Raw genomic sequence first — 20607 nt, 5'->3', positions numbered from 1 at the left:
TGGGAGGTTCACCGGGAGACAACCATCAACGCCAGTGGCCCGGTGCGGCTGCGCGCGGACCACCACCCCGCCGCCCCCGCAGAGAAGAGGTGTGGCTTTCATCCCGCCCCTTGACAAACCGAACCATGGCAGACGCTGAGAACGCGGGACGAAGATGACGGATTCTGGTTTCGAGCGGATTGCGTGAGCATGGAGCGGCTCTCCACTCGTCATTCCGGCGAAAGCCGGAATCCAGAATCGCGCCCCAGGCCCAGCCTGGATACCGGCTTTCGCCGGTATGACGGACCCAGGGCTTTGTGCAAAGCCATTGTCGAGTGCCCCAAAGCTCTCCTCTATCGACCTCTCTGCGGCTCTGCGTCTGTGGTGAGAATTGTCAGCGGCCGTATCGAGGGGCGAACTACAAGCGCCGCGCCGCGGCAGGTTCGCCGCGACAGCTTGCCAGCGCCGCGTTGACCGCGCGCACCAGCTCGTCGACGGTGATCGTGCCGTCGTGATCGCTGTCGAGCGAGGCGCACGGCGCGACCGGCGTTCCGAGTAGCGCGATTCTGACGCCGATGATCAGCTCGTCGACCGTCACCACGCCATCGTGATCGCAGTCGCCGTAGCACCGGCCGGGTGTAGCCGTCGGCGTCGCGGTCGGCGTGGCCGTTGGGGTTGGCGTGACCGTGAACGTCGTTGTTGGCGTCGCGCTCGGGCAACCGCCGGGGCAGGCGATCGCAATGTTGTAAGGCGCTGCGTCGACGGTGATCTGCTGAACCACTGCGTTCGTCTGCGTGTCGATCACGGCAACCGCACTGTTGGTATGGTTCGTAACGTAAGCGAGCCGACCGTCCGGGGCCATGGCGATGCCGCAGGTGTCCGCCGCATAGATGTGCGCGGCATCAATGAGCGAGATCTTCGAGAGCGCTTTGCGCTGGTTGGCGTCTACGAGCAACACGCCTCCGCCGAAGTGGTCGGTTACATACGCACGACTTCCGTCTGGCGTGAATGCGGTGGCGCACAGCTCGGTGACGATGACGCCGGTCCGCCGACTCGCGTCGATGTAGTCAACGATCTCATCCAGGGTGGTGTCGAGGATTTGGATATTGGTCGGCTCAAGGTTGGCGACGTACGCAAACGCCGCGTCGGGAGTGAGCGTGATCCCGCCCGGTCGGGTGCTGGTGCCGTAGTCTTTGATCACCGCGTTGGTCGCGGCATCGATCACGGAGATCTTTCCGTAGTAGTGGTTGGCCACATACACCTTCCGCCCGTCCGGTGTGATCGCAATGCCGCCGGCATCGCCGGGCACCAGGGCAACTACCACTCCATTTGGAAGAAGTATCAGATCTGAGAGAGGTAGACGGTCACGCGCCGAGAGACTTGTGGGGTGTGGCATACCGCTACGAGATACGATCGACCGAGAGCTTCGTAGCACTGGCGAACCGACGGCCGGACAGCGCGATTGAGGCCATTTCCCGCTGAGCATCGCGATCGAATTCTCGTTGCCACTCCTCGGGTGATCTCCCTGCATCTGCGACGCAGCGAGGAAGAATCATCTGCGCGCCAAGGATGGCGAGGGCGACCGTAACCACGAGAGTCAGAGTGAGTCCGACAAGGAGTCGCATCGGTTTCACAACCCAGGCTGTCTATGGAAGTTCTGAATGCTTGAGATTGTCAAACCACCCGCCACCCGGGGTTCTGTCGAGCGGGCTGGGCGCCCGATCGATTGGTCCAGTTCATACGCGCCATATGCAGTCGCTACAACACCCACGGACGCGACCGCAACGGACCAGCTATCGCAGCACGAGGGGCAAGGTCGATACGGCTACGGCTCCAGCCTAACACCGCGCCTCCAATCGGATGGAGGGTCTGCCTTAAGACCCTTCGTCCTTCGTTCTCTTGTCTCGGCCCGCCGAGTCTGCGACTAGTGCGCGCATCTCACACTCAGAGGTGTCCGATGCGGGAATGGTTGGTGTGTCTTCGGGATCTTGCTGCTGTCACTACTCGTCCGCTTGCGTCGTTGGTTTGGGTCGGATTGGCGTGCACGGGGATACTCCTGTGGGTTCGGGTCGCGTCGGGGCAGCAGTGCCCCGGTGATCTGAATGAAGATGGACAGGTGACCGTCGACGAACTGATTGTATCGCTAAACAACGCGTTGAACGGGTGTGACCCAACGGAGACGCCGACGCGTACCGCGACCCCCACAGCCACGCAGACCCCAACGGCGACGCCAACGGGCACTGAGACCTCCACCGTCACGCCCACGCCGACAGAGACGCCGACCGACACCCCGACCTCTACGGCCACGCATATCCCGACCCCGACACCGACCTCGACGCCCACTGTGACGCCGACACCCGGAGCTTGCTGCGAATCCGGTCGCGGCCCCGGGTGCGATCAGTCGTCCTGCCAGGCGTGCGTCTGCGAAACCATCGGCGACAGCTTTTGTTGCGGAACGATCTGGGATGCGGGCTGCGCCGCCGAAGCCGCATCGGACATCTGTGCGAGTGGGTGCGTCTGCGCGCCGCCTCGTACTCCGACCAGCACGCCCACGCGCACCCCGACCGTCACGCGCACGGCCACCGTGACGAAGACACCGAGTGTCACGCGGACGCCAACGCCGAGTGTAACGCCAACGAAGACACGGCGCCCAAGTGCGACGCCGGGTACGCCGGCAACCCCGACAGAAGGTGGCCCGATCTGCGGCAATGGTGTCATAGAGGCGCCTGAGGAGTGTGACGACGGCGGAACCTGCACCCGGGAGGCAACGTCGGCGCGCTCTGTACCGGCGACGCGGATTGCGGTGGTTTGGCCGGTTCATGCCAGGCAACAGGGGGGGACGGCTGCGCGGCGAATTGTACCGTCGAAGGGACGCCGACTACGGTGACGTTCGATCCCGCCAAGTCGCGCTCGACGCTGCAAACCCCCTCGTTTGCATTGCCGTTGGCACTGAAAGGCAGTCAAGCGAACATACTGGGCAAGCCGAACGCCGATGGCACTATCCCGATTGCCGTGCGGGTCGTTGACGTGAAAATCGAGCCAATTCGCGTGACGGGTCTGGTGTGTGCGTGCATCCGCGCCAAGGAGGTTCCAGCGTTTGGACCCGGCAACTCCGGCCACGGGATCGTTGGCTGCGGTGCCGACGGTCTCGACAATGTTAACGTCCACCTCGAGCTTGACCATGTCCTCGGCTGGGTCGGTGTGAACGGGTTCACTGCGCAGAATTGCGCAGATCAAAATGGAGTGATCGAAGATGGTAGCCAAGCGCATCCGCATGCGGGGCTGTGCAATAGCCGACCGGTGGTCAACTTTGACGGGTATGGCGAGATGGGATCGGCGTTGCTCGTTACGAGCACCGCTACCGCGTACATCGCCGACAGTGGCACCTGCGCCACTGAGAAAAGGACGGAGGTCTGCGTCGGCGGTTCGAACCCCGGCGCACGGTGCACCCTCAATGCTTTGGCGTGCACCGGTGGCGGAACGTGCGTCCCGGCCAAGGGACCAGACGGTATTCCCTGCAATGACGACGATCCGATCGAAGCGCAGGGCATAGTGCAGACCTTGACCACGACTACTGGCACCACGACTGCGGCGGTCCTGCACGCCGGTGGGCTCACCAGCGATGGTACAGCCATCTCGGATGACGCGATCGACGCGGACCATCTGTGTGGCAACGACCCTGGGGATCACTGCAAGGCGTCGGTCACCGGAACCCCGTACAACTGCGCCCAACTTGCCAATGGCATCACCATGGGCGCGGCCAGCGTCAGCGCATTCGCATCAGTGGACGTTGACCTGGTCGGTGACGAGGTCGTGACCAGTACCTTCACGGCGAAGTAAGCGAGAACGTAGCCGCGAGTTTCTACATCCGCCGGACCGCCCTTTGCGCCCTCTGCGGCGCGTGCGCTATGAGCGCACGGTGACTGGCTCGACCGCTTCTGCTGATTCGCCGCGTTCTGCGTGGCGCGCTGATCTTCTCGCGCTGATCGCGCTGGCGACGCTGTTCGTTATTCTGTTGCACCGGACTTGGCACCGCTGGGGCGATATCGTGTCCGACTGTGGGCGCGAGGCGTATCTAGCGATGCGGCTGGTGACCGGCGACGTGTTGTATCGCGACGTCGCGTCGCAGTACCCGCCGTTCGCGCCGTATCTCAATGCTCTACTGATGCGGCTGTTCGGTGTGCATCTCGATGTGCTCTATGCCAGCGGCATGGTGAGTAGTGCGCTGGTGACGCTGCTTACCTATCGCCTGTGTCGTCGCGCCCTCGCGGCGCCTGTGGCCGCGGCGACGGCCGGGCTGTTGCTCTTCGTCTGTGGCTTCCGGTCATACTTGTTCGATTACATTCTCCCGCCGAGCTACTCCGGGTTGTATGGTCTGATCTTCGGATTGCTGGCGATGCTGCTCTTGCTGCGCGCGTGGGAGCGTCGAGCGATGATGCCACTAGCCGGTGCTGGGCTGTGCTGCGGACTGGCGCTGGTGTGCAAGCTGGAATTGGGTCTCGCCGCGGCGGCCGCAGGTGCCAGCTTCTGCGTGGGCCGCGCGCTCGAACGCGAGCGTCTTGATTGGCGTGAGCTGGCGCGCGACGGCGTCTGGTTCAGTGCGGGCGCCGCGTTGGTGGTCGCGCTCTGTGCCGGTTGGCTGGTCAGCGAGGGCGCACTCGGCATCGCCTGGTTCGACAATATCTTCCCGGCGGCGCGCGTCGAGTATTGGAACCAGCGCTTCTACCACGTCGGATTCCCGAGCGTGGCGCAGGTGGCGGAGATCGTCGGCGATGGCGCGTGGTTCGTCGTGACGACGAGCGCGGCGTTGGCGGCGATTGGGGGCGTGATGATCGCGCCGACGCGTGTGATGGCGGTGTCGACGGCGGTCGCGATCACAGTGGTGCTGAGCGGCATGATCGCCTTCGGGTGGCCGGCGCTACTGGCGCCTCTCGCGCGCATCGGCCTGACGGGACTGCGGTGGGGTCCGCTCGGTGCGTTGGCGTGCGTGCTATGGGCGCTGCAGCGACTGCGTCGCACCCCGGCGTCGACGCGGGCGCCCGTGACGCTGTTGGTCGGCACGTTCACGCTGGGCATGCTGGCGCGTTGGGGGTTTGTCCTGCACGAATACTCGCGCGAGTACTCGGCGCCGACAGTGATCGTGATCGCCGCGCTGCTCAGTGCCGCGATTGCGCGCCGGCTGCTCCCGCGATTCGCTGTGTGGGTTGGCGCGGTGGCGCCGCCGCTCCTGATTGCATGGGCGGTGGCGCTGGTCATCGCTCTGCACGGCTACGCCATTAGAGGTGAGATCCTCGGCTTGTACGAATGGCGGGACTACCCGCTGCGCACGCCCTACGGCGAGATCTACACGGATGCCGATCATGGCCGCGCCTTCGAGCGGACGCTCGCGTTCCTCGCCGCCCAGCCGTCCGACGCCGAGCTGTTGGCGCTCCCCGAGGAAGGGTTTCTCAATTTTCTCTCCGGACGCCGCTCTCGCATCTACAACTCGACGGTGATTCCCGGCATGTTGCTCGGCCGCGCGGAGGAGGAGGCATTCGCCGCGCACCTGTATGCCGACGGTCCGCAATTCATCATCGTCAGCAATCGCAGCTTCCATGAATTCGGGTTGGAAAATTTCACCACCTACAATCCCCTGGTGAAACGTTGGATCGAGCAGAATTATTTGCTGAACGAGGATGTCAGCGGTGGCACCTACGATCTGGAGATCTACTCGCGCGGGGCGCGCACGCGTCCGACGGTCAAGTCGAGACGATGAAAAAAACCGCTTGAGCGCTCGCCAGGTCGGTCGTATGCTGCGTGGCCATGAACAAGCTGCTGCAACTCGCCCAGGCGAATCCGGGAAAAGCGATCGGCGTGGCCGCGGTCGTCGTGGTCGGTTTGTACTTCCTACTCAACCGCAAGTCCGCGGCCACTCGTGATGCGGAAGAGCGCATCGCTCAACTGCGCGACCAGGGCCGCGACAAGTACACCGGACAGCGCCCGCTAAAGTGACCAAGCCGGCGTGAGTCGCGCTCACTCCGGACTGCTCTCCGCCAGGGCACGCTTCGCGGCCAGCGCACGCAGCCGCTGGCGATCGATCTTGCCACTTCCCAGCACCGGTAGATCGGCTTCGCTGCAGAAGAAGAGATGCCGCGGCACTTTGTATGTGGCGAGGCGTGCCCGACAAAAGTCGAGCAATGCTTCGGCGCCGAGCGCCGTGCTGCGCACCACGACGAAGGCGGCGACATTCTCGCCGCGCGCCGGGTGGGGCACGGCGGTGACGCACGCCAGCCGCACGTCCGGGTGCGCGGTGAGCACCGCCTCGACCTCGGCCGCGGCGACATTGACGCCGGCCGTCTTGATCACGTCCTTGATGCGGCCGATGAAATGCAAATGTCCGCTGGCGTCGAGTCGACCGAGATCGCCGGTGTGGAAAAATCCCTGCGCGTCGAAGCAATCGACCGGACGTATCTTGTAGTAACGGTCCATCACACTACTGCCGCGCACACTACTGCCGCGCACGACGATCTCGCCTTCCGCGTCGGTTGGCAGCGGTGCGCCGAGATCGGGATCGATGACAGGCTCGACGACGGGATCGACGATGCGCACATCGAGCCCCGGCATGGCGCGTCCATGCGCCCCGGCGCGCAGCGCCAGCGGATCATCGAAACGCGAGGAGCACGCCATTGGGCCGGTCTCGGTCATGCCCCACGTACCGACGGCCTGGTGATCGGGCTGAAACAACTGCGCCGCCCACGGCGTGTTGGCGCCGGGTCCTTTGCGAATCCGCAGCGCGTTTCGATCGAAGTCCGGGTGTGCGATCAATGCCTGGGCTTGATGCGGCCAGGCAAATAGCAGCGTGCATTCTTCATCGCGCATCAGACGCAAGGTTTCGCCGGGCTCGAACACTTCCTGCAACAGCAACGTCGCGCCCTGCGCCAGCGTCGCGAGGGCGACTCCGACCATGCCGCCGTTGAAAAAGAATGGTAGGTACGCCCACGTGCGATCGTCGGCGGTGGTGCCGAGCCGATCGGCGACGTTGCGTGCGGCCTGCACCATGGTGGCATGACTGTGCACCACGCCCTTGGGTGCGGCGGTGCTGCCGGAGGTGAAGAAGATCGCCGCGTCATCGCCTTCCGTGACCTGCCGGCCGGCGGCGGCGAGCCAGTCGCGATCGGGTTCACCAGCCGACGCGATCCACGCGTCGAAGTCGAGCGCGCCAGCGGGCCGCGGCTCGCCGCAAAGGATCACCCGACGCAAGCAGGGGACGCGCCAGCTGTGCAGCGACCGGTCGCCCGCATGCGTCAGCTCCGGGCAGAGTTCGCTGAGCATCGCCGCATAGTCGTGGCGTAAGAACTGCGCGGCCGCGATCAATATCGTGACGTCCGCGTGATGCAGGGCATACTCGAGTTCGGGCAGGCGGAAGAGGGTGTTGATCGGGACGACGATGGCGCCGAGTTTCCACGCACCGATGGCGGTGGTGAGAAACTCGGGGCGATTCGGCATCAACACGCCGACCCGCGTTCCGGCGGACACACCGAGGTGCGCGAGGGCGCCGGCGGCGGCGTCGGACTCGGTGGCGAGTTGCGCGAAGGTGAGTCGTCGCTGCGCCGCAATCAACGCCACGCGGTCACCGTGGGTACGGGCGAGATCGTCGATGAGTGCGCCGAGCGTCACAGGTGTCGTCCCGCGCGAGCGTGTAGCGACGCCCACGGGGAAAGGCAACTCGCTCGTGAGATTCTATGCGGCCAGGCGCGCGTGCGCCGCGGCCAGATCGTCCACGGGTAGCGTCACCGTGAAGGTCGAGCCCTTTCCCTCCGCGCTCTTGAGCGTGACGGCACCGCCGTGTGCGCGCACCAGGTTTTTCACGATGAACAGTCCGAGACCGGTGCCGGGCTGATGCGTGCCGCTGCGCAGCCGTTCGAAGCGGTCGAACACCGTCGGCTGTTCAGCGGCGGCGATTCCGGGACCGGTGTCCTCCACGTCGAGACATACGCCGTCTTCAGTCATGCGCGTGCGCACGATGACGCGGCCACCGGCCGGGGTGTACTTGAGCGCGTTGCCGACGAGATTGGCGACGACGCGACCGAGCTGCATCAAGTCTGCCGCGATGACCGGAAGATTGGGCGCCAGCTCGCGCTCGAGGGCGATGCCCTTGGTGGCCGCGGCGCTGGCTTCGAGCTGCAGGGCATCCTCGATCACGTCATTGAGTTGCGTCGGGTTGCACTGGAGGTGCAGTTGTCCGCTCTCAATGCGCGTCGCGTCGAGGCAGTTGCTCACCAATGTCGACACGCGGCGCAGATTGGCCTGCAACCGCGCGAGCATCGTGCGAGCCTTGTCGGGCACGAGGCCGCAGTGGCCATCGAGCATGATCATCGCATAGTTCTCCGCGTTGCCGAGCGGCACGCGCAGGTCGTGACTGATCGAGGCCAACAGGTCGGTCTTGGCGCGGTCAAGCTGGCGCGCCTCGTTCGCCTCGCGGCGGCGGCCGCGCAATGCGGTGACGAAGTAGCCGTAGAACAGTGCGACGACGAACAGGAACAAGATGCGTAAGAACGCCGCTGAAGTCAGCGCCTGCGACCCGAAGCTGCGGTTCAGCCCCCAGCCGTAGACCAGCGTGATCAAGCTGGCACTGCCCACAATCATCGGCAACGATTCGCCCAACGCCACCACGAACAGCACGAGGAAGTACAGCATGAAGAAGTCATCCGACGCGTGCGGGGACCAGGCGAGGCTGACGGTGAGCCAGCCTGTGTCGAACACCACCAGCGCCAAATCAAAGGTGCGCGAGTGCAACCATCGTTCGGGCAGTCGATTGAGCACGACATTGGAAGCCAACACGGCGGCGACAAACAGGGCCCGCCCGCCATCCATGATGGGACCTTCCGGCCCAAACAAGAGCAAGTAGGCTGATGCGATGATCAGCACCCACCGCAGCATCACGATAGTGTTGCGCTTGTCGACAAAGGTTTCTCCCATGGTTTCAGCCCTCTCCCTTCGGCGATTGAGCAAGCAAGGGGCCATACGTACCGCGGAGCAGACCCGATTGGGTGTCGTGCGCACCAGGTGTTGCCCCGATGCCGTTCCGCGCGAAAGCTGCATGTTCTCGACGCCAGTCGAGGGTTACTTGCCGCGCCCGGCGCAACAGCGATAAGTAGTTGCGGTCACCAATCTGAATGTAGGACGGACGAAATGGCATATGAGCAGATCCTCTGTGAAGAGTCGGACGGGATTGCGACCATCACGTTGAATCGCCCGGAGCGGCTCAACGCGTTCACCAGTGTGATGGGGCGCGAGCTCCACGAGGCGTTTCGCGACTACGACGCGGACGATCGTGTGCGCGTGATCATCGTGACCGGTGCCGGCCGCGGCTTTTGCGCGGGCGCCGATCTCGCGGGCGGCGGCGGCAGCTTCGGTCGCGACAGCCGGACGACTTTCGAACAGCAGGTGGAGAGCGGCCGCCGTGCGATCCGGCCGTGGGCGGTGAAGAAGCCGATCATCGGCGCGATCAACGGCGCCGCCGTCGGGGTCGGGATCACGCTGGCGATGCAGTGGGACATTCGGATCGCCGCGGAGAGTGCCAAGATCGCCTTCGCGTTTGTCCGCCGCGGCGTGGTGCCGGAAGCGCTCAGCACCTGGATATTGCCGCGCTTGATCGGCGTCAGTCGCGCCGCTGAAGTCTTGCTGTCGGGGCGGACGCTCACCGCACGCGAGGCGCTCGATTTCGGCTTGCTCAGCCGGGTGGTGCCCGACGCTGAGCTGTTGCCGACCGCGCGCACTATCGCGGAGGACATCGCGCGCAACGCCGCGCCGGTGTCGGTGGCGATCACCAAGCGCCTGATCTGGAGCAACCTCGCCGAGCCCGATATGCAACGCGCCGAGGCCGTCGAAGGTCGGGCATTCTGGTGGAGCGGCACGCAGCCGGACTCGTTCGAGGGCGTGCGCTCGTTTCTGGAAAAGCGCGCGCCGCAGTGGAAGATGAAACCCAGCAGCGACATGCCGGACTTTCTGCCGAAGCCGAAGTGACCGCGGCCATTGCGTGCAGTAGACCACGGCGAGTTACCGCCAACAGATATTGATCGTATGCCCCGCCTCGATGGCTACGGCGTCCTGCGCCAACGCGCCTATCGCCGCTTCTGGATTGGTCAGTGGATCTCACTGATCGGTACCTGGATGCAGACCGCCGCGCAGGGCTGGCTGCTGATTCAGCTCACCGGCTCGCCGTTCATGTTGGGATTGCTCGGTGCTGCCGCCTCGGCGCCGTTGCTGGTGTTCGTGTTGCTCGGCGGCGTGGCCAGCGACCGGGTCAATCGACGTCGACTCATTCTGTTCACGCAGATGCTGTCGCTGGTGCAGGCGCTGACGCTGGCGCTGCTCACGTTGGGCGGCCACATCCAGCCGTGGCAGGTCATCGGGCTGGCAGCGGTGTTGGGAACCATCAATGCGTTCGACGTGCCGGCGCGCCAGGCGTTCGTGGTCGAGTTGGTCGGACCGGAGAGCGTCGGCAACGCGATTGCGCTCAATTCCTCGGCCTTCAATATCGCGCGCGTCATTGGCCCTGCGCTCGGCGGGCTGATCGTCGCCGCGGTGGGCGAAGGCTATTGCTTCTTGCTCAACGCGGTCAGCTACATCGCCGTGATCTGGACGCTGGCGACGATCCGGCCGGCGTTCGCGGTGCCCGCTCGTCCGCACGCGGAAGGTCTCACGGCGATCGCGGACGGATTGCGCTACGTGTGGCGGCACGACGCGATCCGGCCCATCTTACTACTGGTCGGCGTGATCAGCTCGGTGGGCGTGCCGTATCGCAACTTCCTGCCGGCGATGGCGCGCACGGTGCTGGGCGCTAACGCGTGGCAGTACGGCTTGTTGATTGCCGCGGCCGGCGTGGGGGCGAGCAGCGGGGGGTTGGTGTTGGCGGCGTTCCGAGTCGGCCGCGACGCCTATCGGCGTTTGCTGCCGATCACAGTGATGGTGTTCTCGATCATGCTGTTGCTTTACTCGGCGATGCGATCGTTTTGGCCGGCGTTGGGAATGCTGACGCTGGTGGGAGTTGGTGGCATCCTCTATTTCAATTCCACGAACTCGTTGATTCAGTTGCAAGTGGAAGATCGCTATCGCGGGCGGGTCATGAGTGTCTACACCCTGATGCACCAAGGCACGGCCACCTTTGGCAATCTGCTGCTCGGGGTGGTCGCGGCGCAGTGGGGAACGCCGTGGGCGCTCGCCAGTGGCGCGCTCGTCTGCCTGATCGCCGCCAGCGCGTTCATGGTGCGGGCACGCGCCGAGGCGGTACCGGCGCTAGCGGCGGGGACCGCGACCGACTAGCGCGCGTACTTACCAGTCAACTCGGCGGTTGCGAGCGTGTGCTTCTGAATCGCTTGCATCAGTTGCGACTTGCTGGCTCCCGCTGGCAAACCCGTCGGCGCATCGAGCGCGTAGAGAGTGAACAGGTACTGGTGCGCTGGATCGCCGCGCGGCGGACATGGTCCTTGATAGAACGGATTGCGGAAGTCGTTGCGGCCGTGGCGGCTCCCGTCGGCGAGCGTCTCGCTCTTGGGCACGGCTTCAGGCAGCGCCGTGGCCGTGGCGGGGATGTCGAACAACAACCAATGCACCCGCGATCCGCTCGGCCAATCGAGATCGTCGACGACCAGCGCGTACGCCTTGGTGCCGGCCGGCGGGTCTTGCCACTGCAGCGCCGGCGAGATTCCGGCGTTCATGTCGGCGGCGCCGCCATCCTTGGCGGTATCCGAGCCGTCACAGGTATACTTTGGGGGGAGCGTACCCTTGCGCGGAAACGCGCTGCTGTTCAAAGAAAACGCCGCGGCGCCGCGAGCCGATGCCGGCAGCGCGAGAGTGACGAGCGTGGCGACGACGACACGAGTGCCGCACACGATCACTCGACGCAGCATGGCCGGAGGGTAGCGAAACGTCGCCAAGGCGTCTAGCGGTGGCGTGCGACCATCCTTTTGGTTACTCTACGTCCCATGTCGTTCGTACAATCGTCTCGGCCACCGCTGGCGCAGCTGTGGCAGGCTGCTGTCGGGTGGTTCTTCGGTCACTTCTTCACGCTCTTGTTGGCGGCGGTGAGTCTGGCTCAGTGGGTCACCGGTGCGTGGCTGCTGTCGGTGCTGGGGCATCCGTTGCCGGCGCCGATTCATTTCGCGGGTGCGCTCACGCTCTACGCGATCAATCGCAAGGTGATCGGCACCATGCGTGGCCAGCGCGACGGGCGCAGCTGGCAGGCGCGGGTGTTGCGTGGCTACTCGGGCGTGGCGTTCACGGCGCTATTTTGTGCCGTCTTCCTCGGGTTGAGCACGCTGGGGTGGGCGACCATGCGGTTGCTGCTGGGCGCACTCACGGTCGAAGCCGGCACGACGCAGCCCGTCGTCATGAGCTCGGCGCGCTCGGCGATTGATGGCCTCTTTCACTGGTTCTCGGTGACCGGGGTGAGCACGATCACGCTGGCGTTTGCCTACGGCTATACGATTGGGCAGTGGCGTCTCACGGTCACGCAGTTGCGTATTCCGCTCGCCTATCCGCCGGCGTTGCTAGGGCTGCGCATCGCCCAGATCAGCGACATTCACATCGGCCAGAATCTCACTGTGGCGCAGCTGCAGCGCTTCGTTGCCCGCGTTAACGCCCTCGATCCGGATCTGATCTGCATCACCGGCGATATCGCGGACGGACCGGCCGCAAATCTCTCGACGCAATTGCCGATCCTGGCGGCGCTACACGCTCGCCTGGGCGTCTTCGCCATTCTGGGTAATCACGATCACTATGCCGGCGCGGACCGTGTCGAGGCCGAGCTGCGCCAATACACGCCGTTCACCATCTTGCGCAACGCGATCGCCACGGTCGAGGTGCGCGGTACGCGCTTGCACATTGTTGGCGTTGATGACGTCGGACGCGACTGGGCGCGCGGCGTTCACCGTCATGACGGACTCGCAGCGCTGGAGTCGCAGCTCTCCGCGACCGAGCCGGTACTGTTGTTGTCGCATCGCCCGGAGGCTTTCAGCCACGCGGCGGCGCTCGGGATTGGCCTCACGCTGTCGGGACACACGCACGGTGGGCAAGTAGCGATGCCGTGGTTCGGCGGCCGTCCGCGCGGCCTGGCGCGCTTCGTGACGCCGTTCGATCGAGGGCTGTTCGAGAAGGAGGGGTGCTTCCTTTATGTCAATCGCGGGCTGGGGGTGACGGGGCAACGCATCCGGCTGTTCGCGCCGCGCGAGATTTCGGTGATCGAGGTCGCCGCGGCGTGAGCCGCCAGCAGCGCTAGCGCTTCTCGCGCGTACTGCGCGCCGCCGACGGTGGATCGCACAAGCCGCGCAACTCAGTGCACAGCGCTTGCCACTCGTCGCGGAGTGCGCGCGGCACCAAGTCGCGTAAGCTGCGTTCCCACAGATTGCCGTCTATTGGCCCGGCGATCACGCTCTGGGTGATCTGGGCGATCGCGTCGGCGCTGGCGGCGTGACCGAGTCGGCTCAGGCGCGGCGCCACGTGGGTTTCGTGCACGTGGGCGAGGATCTCCTGCAGGCGACGCCGCAGGCGATGCTCCTCCGCCAGCCGCGTCCAGTTCACTGGCCAGGTTGCGTTGGTGAGTGGCCACAGAAACTCGTCGAAGTCCTCGCTGCTGTGTAGCGAACATGCGTCGTCGATCATCGCCCCTTCATCCTCTCATCCGTTGTCCGGTCAGGATGCTCGCGACCGCCCGCTGCGTAGTGCAGCGGCGTGGCGCAGTTTGCTGTCGAGCATCTCAACCGCTTGTCCCACCGTGCGGATGCGATCGAGTTCCGCGTCGTCGAGCGTAATGCCCAAGCGGTCTTCGACCGCGATGGCGATCTCGGCGACGTCGAGTGAGTCGGCGCCCAGGTCGTCGGCGAAGTTGGTCTCCGCGGTGATCTCGCTGGCGTCGACACCCAAGTGCTCCGCAATGAGTTCGGTCAAAGTTTGCATGGCGTCCATTTGGGTTGGTGATGGTCGTCGCCGCCCCGCCTCCGCTCGTACGCACGCACGATACGAGACAGGATGATGACCCGTCCATGCACGCCTGTGCCGTTCGGCACAGCGGCGTGGGGTTTCTTTGTGTTAGGCGAGACGCTGCGAGGGTGGCCGCAGCAAATCAGTGGCGAGCAGGCGGTCGAAGTCGGGATTCTGATCGCGATCGAAGAAGGTCGGCGTGAGAAAGACTCGGCGACCGATGCGCGACACCAAACCGTTGCGCTCGAACTGCTTCATAACGCGCGCCACGTTGGCGCGCGAGGCGATCGCAAATTCAGCGAGGTCGGCGTGCGTGAGCGGCAGATCGATCAGCATGCCGCCGTCATGCTCGCGGCCGAAGTCGCGCGCGAGCACGCCCAACTCCCGCTTGAGGCGGTCTTCCAAGCGCAAGCCTAGCAGGCAGCACTTCTGGTACAGCAGGCGACTAAGCGCTCGCCAACTGTACGACATGATGCGCATCACCGATTGTGGCGGCGAGTCGCTGATCAGAGTCGCCATCATCTCGCTGGTCACCATCGCCACCGTGCAGTCGGTGAACGCGGTGGCGCCGAACAGACGCGGGCGGCCGCGCTCGGCGAACCAATTGAGACCAAAGAACTGGCCCGGCCGCACCAACTGCACCAACACCGTGCCGTTGCCCGATGGACAGGTCACCTTGACCGCCCCCGCAACCAGAAAGTTTACCAGGTCTGCCGCATCATCGGGGGTGAAGATCTCTTGGTTCTTCTGCCAGTGCCCGAGCTGCGCACGCTTCACCAACTCGCCGAGGGCTGCCTCGGTCAACCCCATGCGTCGCCCGGTCTCCGCCAGCAGCGAGCGGAACTGTTCTTTCGGGATGCTCAGGGTGGGCCGTTCGTTTCGCACAGCGCGACACTACGTCAGCCAAGCCGGAGAAAGTCAAGATTGCGATCAGAGCTTCAGCGTCATCTCGAAATAGCCGAAGTCCGCCTCGTCGCCGGCGAAAATCGAGGAGACCACGGCGCCACCGAAGACATGACCGTAGTACAGGCTGGTGTTGAGATACGCGTTCCAATCGTAGCCAAGTGAAGTCTCCAGCACGGTGAACAACTCGTGCAGGTTGTTGGCGGGCCGACCGGCGAATCCGAAGCCTTCGGGTCGGTTGGAATCCGAGAGCGTTGCGCCGGATCCCTGATACCAGAGATCGTGCGCCTCCGTCAGGCGCAGCACGTGTGCATCCGTGCGTGAGATCAAGCCTGGGATCGGCCTCAGGATGATTTCCTGAAAGATGTCGGTGGTGTTCAGCATGTTGTAGAAGGTCGAGAGCGCGTAGGGTCGCGCCGTGGGGAGAATCTGAAAGAAGGTGCGGTGGTCGCCGTCGTTCGGGTTGTCGTCGCCGGAGCTGCGCGTCACTCCAACCCGCAGCCACGGTTTCCAGGGTAACGACGCCGGTTGCCATCCGGCTTCGACGTCCCAACTCCAGGCGTCATGACCGAGCAACCCCCAGTCACCTTGCTGGATCGCTCCCCACAGTAACACATCGATCGGTCCGGCCGCGGTCGGCAGCAGGTGAATGAGATTGGCGCCCTCGGTCGAAATCTGGATGTCGTCGAAGCGGTCGGCGCCGGCGCGCACTTTCAGAGGCCGATTGTCCGACTTCACTTGATGACGGCGGTCGTCGTAGCAAATGTAGAAGAGCCGAGCATCGGTGGTGGATGACGCCAACAACTTGGTGAGATTGAAGCCGGCGTAAGCGACGTCGATATCGTCGATGTCAGGCATCCCGTTGAGATCGAAGCCGCCCGCGGTCGGATGCGAGGCCATGATCGTGACGTTATACGGCGCCTGATTCCACGCCGCCGTGCCGCCGTCGAACGCGCGGCCGACATCCGACCAGCCGAACGGCCCGATCAGTCGTTGCGCGATGCGCTGGTTCTTCAGCCAATCGACCGTCGCATCGCCGGAGAGGACTTCATTGCCCTCGGAGAACTCGAAGCGCCCACCTTTCACCGTCAGCCCGGGAATGCCGACCTGCTTGAGGGTGAGGTAGCCTTGCTTGAGAAAGATGCTGGCGTCGTTCCGCGCGCGGTTCTGCTGGTAATAGACTCCGCCGAGTCCCAGATTCCCCTGCGGCGGAGGTGCCGACGCCGTGGTGGGCAGATCGATGAGTGCGGAGTTCTGCGCCTCGACGAACACATCGAAGGCATCGTCCTTCCACTTCAGCGAGGTTCGCGCGACCGTCCCGATGAAGTCGTAGTCGTTGTTCTGCGTGCCGTGTGGTTCAAACCAGTTCCACAGCTCCCAACGGGTGCGGAGGCTGGCGGCCACTGACAGTTTTGGCGAGATCGGATCGAGCGTTACCTCAGCTCGGCTCACCTCTGGGTTGACTAGTACGGCCAACACCATCCCAATGCTGAGCCGACGCCAGATCTGTCTTCCTGTTGCCGTTCCGATGATTTGCATTTTCCTCCGTCTCCATCTGGCACCCTGATTCTACGTTTACAACCGAACCTGCCGGTAGGTTTTGCGCCCCGTGGCGGTCCGTGCCTTCGAGAAAGGCGAGCAGACGGTCGCGAGCCTGATAGTAGCTGGGGTCCTCGAACAGCATGGCGCGCTGGCGCGGCCGCACGAGCGGTACGTCGAGCACGGCGCCGACGGTTGCGGCGGGGCCGCTCGTCATCATGACGATCCGATCCGCGAGCAGGAGGGCCTCGTCGACATCGTGGGTCACCATCACCACGGTCTTCTTTTCCTGCTCCCAAAGTCGCATCAGATCGTCTTGCAGCTCCATGCGCGTCAGCGCATCGAGAAGGCTGAAGGGCTCATCGAGCAAGAGGACCTTCGGCTCGAGGGCGTAGGCGCGCGCGATGCCAACGCGCTGGCGCATTCCGGCTGACAACGCGTCGGGATAGTGATCCGCGGAATCACGCAACCCCACGAGATCGAGGTAGCGCTCAGCCAGCAAGATGCGTTGTGCGTGCGGCTCCTGTGCGTGAACCTGATCCACTGCCAGCAAGACGTTGTCGCGCACCGTCAGCCAGGGCAGCAGTGACGGTGATTGGAACACCACGCCGCGATCGAGGCCGGGCCCGACGACCTCCTTCCCAGCGAGAATGACGCCGCCTTCCGTGGCGGTACTGAGACCCATCAAGATGGAAAGCACGGTCGACTTGCCACAGCCCGAATGCCCGATGATGCAGATGAACTCGCTCTCCGCGACGAGCAGATTGAAGTCCTGCACGATGACAGCGGCGCCGTAGGGCGTCTCGTAACTCTTACCGAGCTGGGTCAGCTCGAGAAAACGCTTGTTCACTGTCTCCCCGCGGTGGCGTGCGACGCACGACTCGCGTTTCGCTGGTTGACGAGAAAGTCGACCAATGCGTGGCGCACGTGGCGGTATTCGGGATGGAGGTTCAGACTGCGGCTTGAGCGCGGGTGAGGAATATCGACCGGAATACCGGGACCAAGCGTGGCGTCCGGAGCCGAGGTGAGTGGATAGATTCGGTCAGCGAGCAGAATCGCCTCTTCGACGTCGTTGGTGATCATTACGACGGTCTTGCGCTCGCCCATCCAGATGCGGGCGAGTTCGGTCTGCAGCGTGGCGCGGGTGAGCGCGTCGAGCGCGCTGAACGGCTCATCGAGCAACAACAGCTTGGGGTCCATCGCTAGCCCGCGGGCGACGGCGACGCGCTGCCGCATGCCACCCGAGAGTTCGCGCGGCCGCTTGTCCATCGCTTGCTGAAGATTGACGAGATGGATGAGCTGCTCGGTGCGCTCTCGCTTCTGCGCCAACGAACGCTGCGGTGACACGGCGTCGACCGCGAGGAAGATGTTCTCGAACACCGTCATCCACGCGAGCAGAGAATAATTCTGAAACACGATGCCACGGTCCGGACTCGGTCCGTCGATGGGTACGCCGCCGAGAGAAATCTCGCCCTCGTCGGGCTCGATCAAACCGGCGATGAGCGAAACCAAGGTCGTCTTTCCCGATCCCGAGTAGCCGACGATCGAAACGAACTCGCCGTCGGCGACGTCGAGGTGCAGACCGTGCAAGACCCGGTGTCGCCGGCCGCCCGGCGTATCGTAGCTCTTGCTAACGTTGCGTAGTGTCAGCAGTGCCATGCCCACGCTCGACTCACGCGGTTTGGAAACGACGCTCGGCCATGCCCATCAGGCGGTCGAGCAGAAAGCCGATAACCCCGATGGTGATGATGGAGAGTAAGATGTGCGAGTAGACGAGGCTATTGTATTCTTGCCAGAGAAAGCCGCCGACGCCCGGGGCGCCGGTGAGCATCTCGGAGGCGACGATGACGAGCCACGCGATACCCAGCGACAGCCGGAAGCCGGTGAACATGTACGGCAGGGTCGCCGGTACGATGATCTTGCGCAGCATCTTGGCGCGCGACAACCGCAACACGCGACCGACGTTGAGATAGTCTTGGTTGATGCTGCGAACCCCGACGGCGGTGTTGATCACCGTCGGCCACATGGCGCACACAGCGATGGTAAACAGCGCCGCCGGCTCCGACCGCTGGAAGATGATGAGTCCGAGCGGAAGCCACGCCAGCGGCGAGATCGGCCGCAGGATTTGAATGATCGGATCGAACGCCCGGTTGAACGAGGCCGACAGCCCGAGCACGAACCCGAGTGGCGTACCCATCACGATGGCGAGAAAGAATCCCTTGGCCACGCGCACCAAGCTGAGAAAAGCGAACCGGCCGATCCCTTGATTCATCTCGCCGTCTTTGAAGAACGGTCGGACGATGTAGCTCTTCGATTCGACCCAAGTCCGCCACGGCGACGGCAGATCGGGTGCGACGGTTTGGCTGAGTACCGTCCACACGAACACCACCAGACCTACTCCGACGAGCGGCAACAGCAATGCCCCAACGTCCACTCGCTTCTTCATCCTCGCTCCACCTCACACGATGCCATTCACGGCGAAACTCTTGGCATACTTTTCGGGGTCAGCCGGGTCGAAGACGACGCCATCGAACAGGGTCTCTTGCTTCACATCCTCGGCCGGCGTCTCGATACTCAGCTCCTTCGTCACTTCGCGATACACGTCGGGCCGATGTACCTTGTTGACGACGCCGCTGTAGTCGGTGCCCTCCGGGATCATCCCCCACCGCCGAAACTGCGAGAGCCACCACAGCCCGTGCGACTTCCACGGGAAGTTGGTCTGGCGATCGTAGAAGGTCATGTACAGGGGATCCTGCTCCGTGCGGCCGTCACCATAGTCGTAGCGGCCGAGGAGCCGACCGAGGATGACGCCGGGCTCGCAATTGATGTACTGCGGTCGTGACACGACCTCGGCGACGTGGGGGCGGTTGTCGAGCTGGTCGATGTACTGACTCGACTCGATCATCGCGCGCAGGATGGCTTTCAGCGTCTTCGGGTTCTTCTCCGCGAACTCTTCGTTGAAGGCGAGCACCTTTTCGGGGTGATCCTTCCAAATCTGTTGCGAGGTGATTGCGGTAAAGCCGATGTCGTCGGCGATCGCGCGCGCGTTCCATGGTTCGCCGACGCAGAAGCCGTCCATCTTGCCCACCTTCATGTTGGCGACCATCTGCGGCGGCGGAATGGTGATGAGGGTGACATCCTTGTCCGGATTGATGCCCCCTGCTGCCAGCCAATAGCGCATCCACATGGCGTGCGTCCCCGGCGGGAACGTCATCGCAAACGTCAGCGGATTGCCCTTCTGTTTCGCCTCGTCGGCCAGGGGTTTCAGTGCTTGTGGAGTCTTGATGCCCTGGTTGCGCAGCGCCTTGGTCAACGTGATCGCCTGGCCGTTGTGGTTGAGGCAGAAGGGGATGACCATCGGCCGCTTCGGCGAACCGAGCAGCCCCATCGTCGACGCGTAGGGCATGCCGTAGAGCATATGCGTCGCCTGATTCTCTCCCAGGTTCATGCGGTCGCGGATCACGGCCCACGATGCTTCTTTGGAGATGGTGGCTTCGATACCGTACTTCTTGAAGAGCCCGAGCTCGTGCGCCATCACGATCGATGAACAATCGGTGAGTGCGATGATGCCGAAGCGAACCTGGGACGTCTCTGGCCCGTCGGCGGCATAGACACCACCGACCCAACCGCGCGGAAGCCCGGCCAACAGAATGCCCGCGGCGCCGCCCGAGATCTTCAAGAATTGCCGCCGCGAGACGGCCCGCGGCGATTGCTGCGCTGACTTGCCCTTACGTTGTGACATGCACTTCTCTCCTTCTATCCCGTCGAGCGCTCAGCGTTCCGTTCCATGCTTCCAGTTCGACATTCATCGCAGTCGATGCAGCGAATCGTCATCGCAAACCCTGCTAACCTCAATTCGAATGACCGATGGCACACGTTCACTCCGCATGATGGAAGGGGTGAGCAAGACCGCGGCCACGACACGTGGGCGGAAGCCGGATTCACCACAAGACAACATCACCGCACTGCGAACGATGCCGCGGCTGCCCAAGATCGCACCATTGCTTCGATGACTGCTCTGCCGATGCGCACCGGCCCTCGCCTGATGGCATCACTTCTAGTGAAGCCGGTGATCAGCCGCAGTTGTGCATGGAAGCACGGGATCAGCGCACTGCAACTCGCACGTCCTCACAACATCGTCGGCTGAGTGGGATTGCGCTCGAACAACGAGCACCGATCGATTGAGAGATGAACAGGGCGCAGCCGATGACCGACTCAGTTCCGTTT

Annotated in this window: 17 protein-coding genes and 2 pseudogenes; 7 read left to right on the top strand and 12 right to left on the bottom strand. The window is 64.0% G+C overall.

Features of this window, described 5'->3' with window-relative positions; genetic code table 11:
- Window positions 1-397: 397 nt before the first annotated feature.
- A complete protein-coding gene (locus HYR72_16465) occupies window positions 398-1303 on the bottom strand; it encodes a hypothetical protein (protein MBI1816573.1) in 906 nt (301 codons plus the stop codon).
- A gap of 933 nt (window positions 1304-2236) precedes the next feature.
- Between HYR72_16465 and HYR72_16460 the strand changes: the two are divergent.
- A pseudogene (locus HYR72_16460) lies at window positions 2237-2335 on the top strand (energy transducer TonB).
- A 41-nt stretch (window positions 2336-2376) separates the two neighbouring features.
- Here the strand turns inward: HYR72_16460 and HYR72_16455 are convergent.
- Window positions 2377-2697, bottom strand: a complete 321-nt coding sequence (locus tag HYR72_16455; protein MBI1816572.1) for a hypothetical protein — start codon at window positions 2695-2697, stop codon at window positions 2377-2379.
- Between the two features lie 165 nt (window positions 2698-2862).
- On the opposite strand from HYR72_16455, the gene HYR72_16450 reads away from it, so the two are divergent.
- The 3 genes from HYR72_16450 (at window position 2863) to HYR72_16440 (ending at window position 5970) form a co-directional block, all read left to right on the top strand.
- Window positions 2863-3819, top strand: a complete 957-nt coding sequence (locus HYR72_16450) for a hypothetical protein (GenBank protein MBI1816571.1) — start codon at window positions 2863-2865, stop codon at window positions 3817-3819.
- A 79-nt stretch (window positions 3820-3898) separates the two neighbouring features.
- A complete protein-coding gene (locus tag HYR72_16445) occupies window positions 3899-5734 on the top strand; it encodes a glycosyltransferase family 39 protein (GenBank protein MBI1816570.1) in 1836 nt (611 codons plus the stop codon).
- Window positions 5735-5781: 47 nt separating this feature from the next.
- Window positions 5782-5970 carry a hypothetical protein gene (locus HYR72_16440; protein ID MBI1816569.1) on the top strand — a complete coding sequence of 63 codons (189 nt, stop codon included), beginning with the start codon at window positions 5782-5784 and terminating at the stop codon, window positions 5968-5970.
- A 21-nt stretch (window positions 5971-5991) separates the two neighbouring features.
- Here HYR72_16440 and HYR72_16435 read toward each other — a convergent pair whose 3' ends face one another.
- Both HYR72_16435 and HYR72_16430 read right to left on the bottom strand, forming a co-directional pair.
- The gene (locus HYR72_16435) at window positions 5992-7671 is read right to left on the bottom strand and encodes an AMP-binding protein (GenBank protein MBI1816568.1); all 1680 of its coding nucleotides are present in this window, start codon (window positions 7669-7671) and stop codon (window positions 5992-5994) included.
- 27 nt (window positions 7672-7698) lie between these two features.
- Complete coding sequence (locus HYR72_16430) at window positions 7699-8937, bottom strand: HAMP domain-containing histidine kinase (protein MBI1816567.1); 1239 nt, start codon at window positions 8935-8937, stop codon at window positions 7699-7701.
- Window positions 8938-9150: 213 nt separating this feature from the next.
- Between HYR72_16430 and HYR72_16425 the strand changes: the two genes are divergently transcribed.
- Window positions 9151-9984, top strand: a complete 834-nt coding sequence (locus HYR72_16425) for an enoyl-CoA hydratase/isomerase family protein (protein MBI1816566.1) — start codon at window positions 9151-9153, stop codon at window positions 9982-9984.
- Between the two features lie 57 nt (window positions 9985-10041).
- The gene (locus tag HYR72_16420) at window positions 10042-11283 is read left to right on the top strand and encodes an MFS transporter (GenBank protein MBI1816565.1); all 1242 of its coding nucleotides are present in this window, start codon (window positions 10042-10044) and stop codon (window positions 11281-11283) included.
- On the opposite strand, the gene HYR72_16415 is transcribed toward HYR72_16420, so the two are convergent.
- On the bottom strand, window positions 11280-11870 hold the full coding sequence (locus HYR72_16415) for a YbhB/YbcL family Raf kinase inhibitor-like protein (GenBank protein ID MBI1816564.1): 591 nt from the start codon (window positions 11868-11870) through the stop codon (window positions 11280-11282). The genes HYR72_16420 and HYR72_16415 overlap by 4 nt on opposite strands.
- A 75-nt stretch (window positions 11871-11945) precedes the next feature.
- On the opposite strand from HYR72_16415, the gene HYR72_16410 reads away from it, so the two are divergent.
- On the top strand, window positions 11946-13220 hold the full coding sequence (locus HYR72_16410) for a metallophosphoesterase (protein ID MBI1816563.1): 1275 nt from the start codon (window positions 11946-11948) through the stop codon (window positions 13218-13220).
- 13 nt (window positions 13221-13233) lie between these two features.
- On the opposite strand, the gene HYR72_16405 is transcribed toward HYR72_16410, so the two are convergent.
- The 7 genes and pseudogenes from HYR72_16405 to HYR72_16375 form a co-directional block, all read right to left on the bottom strand.
- Entirely contained in the window at window positions 13234-13620 is a 387-nt protein-coding gene (locus tag HYR72_16405) for a hypothetical protein (GenBank protein ID MBI1816562.1), read from the bottom strand.
- A gap of 30 nt (window positions 13621-13650) precedes the next feature.
- The gene (locus tag HYR72_16400) at window positions 13651-13923 is read right to left on the bottom strand and encodes an acyl carrier protein (GenBank protein ID MBI1816561.1); all 273 of its coding nucleotides are present in this window, start codon (window positions 13921-13923) and stop codon (window positions 13651-13653) included.
- A gap of 123 nt (window positions 13924-14046) precedes the next feature.
- On the bottom strand, window positions 14047-14823 hold the full coding sequence (locus HYR72_16395) for a Crp/Fnr family transcriptional regulator (GenBank protein ID MBI1816560.1): 777 nt from the start codon (window positions 14821-14823) through the stop codon (window positions 14047-14049).
- 45 nt (window positions 14824-14868) lie between these two features.
- Window positions 14869-16293 carry an alginate export family protein gene (locus HYR72_16390; GenBank protein ID MBI1816559.1) on the bottom strand — a complete coding sequence of 475 codons (1425 nt, stop codon included), beginning with the start codon at window positions 16291-16293 and terminating at the stop codon, window positions 14869-14871.
- Window positions 16280-18039 (bottom strand): annotated as a pseudogene (locus HYR72_16385) (ABC transporter ATP-binding protein). The gene HYR72_16390 and the pseudogene HYR72_16385 overlap by 14 nt, the downstream one beginning before the upstream one ends.
- 13 nt (window positions 18040-18052) lie before the next feature.
- Window positions 18053-18826 (bottom strand): nitrate ABC transporter permease, encoded by a 774-nt coding sequence (ntrB, locus tag HYR72_16380; protein ID MBI1816558.1) that lies wholly within the window; start codon window positions 18824-18826, stop codon window positions 18053-18055.
- A 12-nt stretch (window positions 18827-18838) separates the two neighbouring features.
- Entirely contained in the window at window positions 18839-20122 is a 1284-nt protein-coding gene (locus HYR72_16375) for an ABC transporter substrate-binding protein (GenBank protein ID MBI1816557.1), read from the bottom strand.
- Window positions 20123-20607 lie beyond the last annotated feature (485 nt).

The organism is Deltaproteobacteria bacterium, from assembly GCA_016178705.1.
Classification (GTDB): Bacteria; Desulfobacterota; Binatia; order HRBIN30; family JACQVA1; genus JACOST01.
The sequence above is the reverse complement of the archived record's forward strand: the minus strand, read 5'-3'. Positions and strand labels throughout refer to the sequence as shown.

What these genes read in the sequence shown, in the direction of transcription:
- HYR72_16455 (MBI1816572.1), bottom strand. Translation starts at nt 2,697, where the DNA reads ATGACACCATTGCCGCAGATCGGGCCACCTTCTGTCGGGGTTGCCGGC.
- HYR72_16440 (MBI1816569.1), top strand. Translation starts at nt 5,782, where the DNA reads ATGAACAAGCTGCTGCAACTCGCCCAGGCGAATCCGGGAAAAGCGATC.
- HYR72_16430 (MBI1816567.1), bottom strand. Translation starts at nt 8,937, where the DNA reads ATGGGAGAAACCTTTGTCGACAAGCGCAACACTATCGTGATGCTGCGG.
- HYR72_16425 (MBI1816566.1), top strand. Translation starts at nt 9,151, where the DNA reads ATGGCATATGAGCAGATCCTCTGTGAAGAGTCGGACGGGATTGCGACC.
- HYR72_16420 (MBI1816565.1), top strand. Translation starts at nt 10,042, where the DNA reads ATGCCCCGCCTCGATGGCTACGGCGTCCTGCGCCAACGCGCCTATCGC.
- HYR72_16415 (MBI1816564.1), bottom strand. Translation starts at nt 11,870, where the DNA reads ATGCTGCGTCGAGTGATCGTGTGCGGCACTCGTGTCGTCGTCGCCACG.
- HYR72_16410 (MBI1816563.1), top strand. Translation starts at nt 11,946, where the DNA reads ATGTCGTTCGTACAATCGTCTCGGCCACCGCTGGCGCAGCTGTGGCAG.
- HYR72_16405 (MBI1816562.1), bottom strand. Translation starts at nt 13,620, where the DNA reads ATGATCGACGACGCATGTTCGCTACACAGCAGCGAGGACTTCGACGAG.
- HYR72_16400 (MBI1816561.1), bottom strand. Translation starts at nt 13,923, where the DNA reads ATGGACGCCATGCAAACTTTGACCGAACTCATTGCGGAGCACTTGGGT.
- ntrB (MBI1816558.1), bottom strand. Translation starts at nt 18,826, where the DNA reads ATGAAGAAGCGAGTGGACGTTGGGGCATTGCTGTTGCCGCTCGTCGGA.
- HYR72_16375 (MBI1816557.1), bottom strand. Translation starts at nt 20,122, where the DNA reads ATGTCACAACGTAAGGGCAAGTCAGCGCAGCAATCGCCGCGGGCCGTC.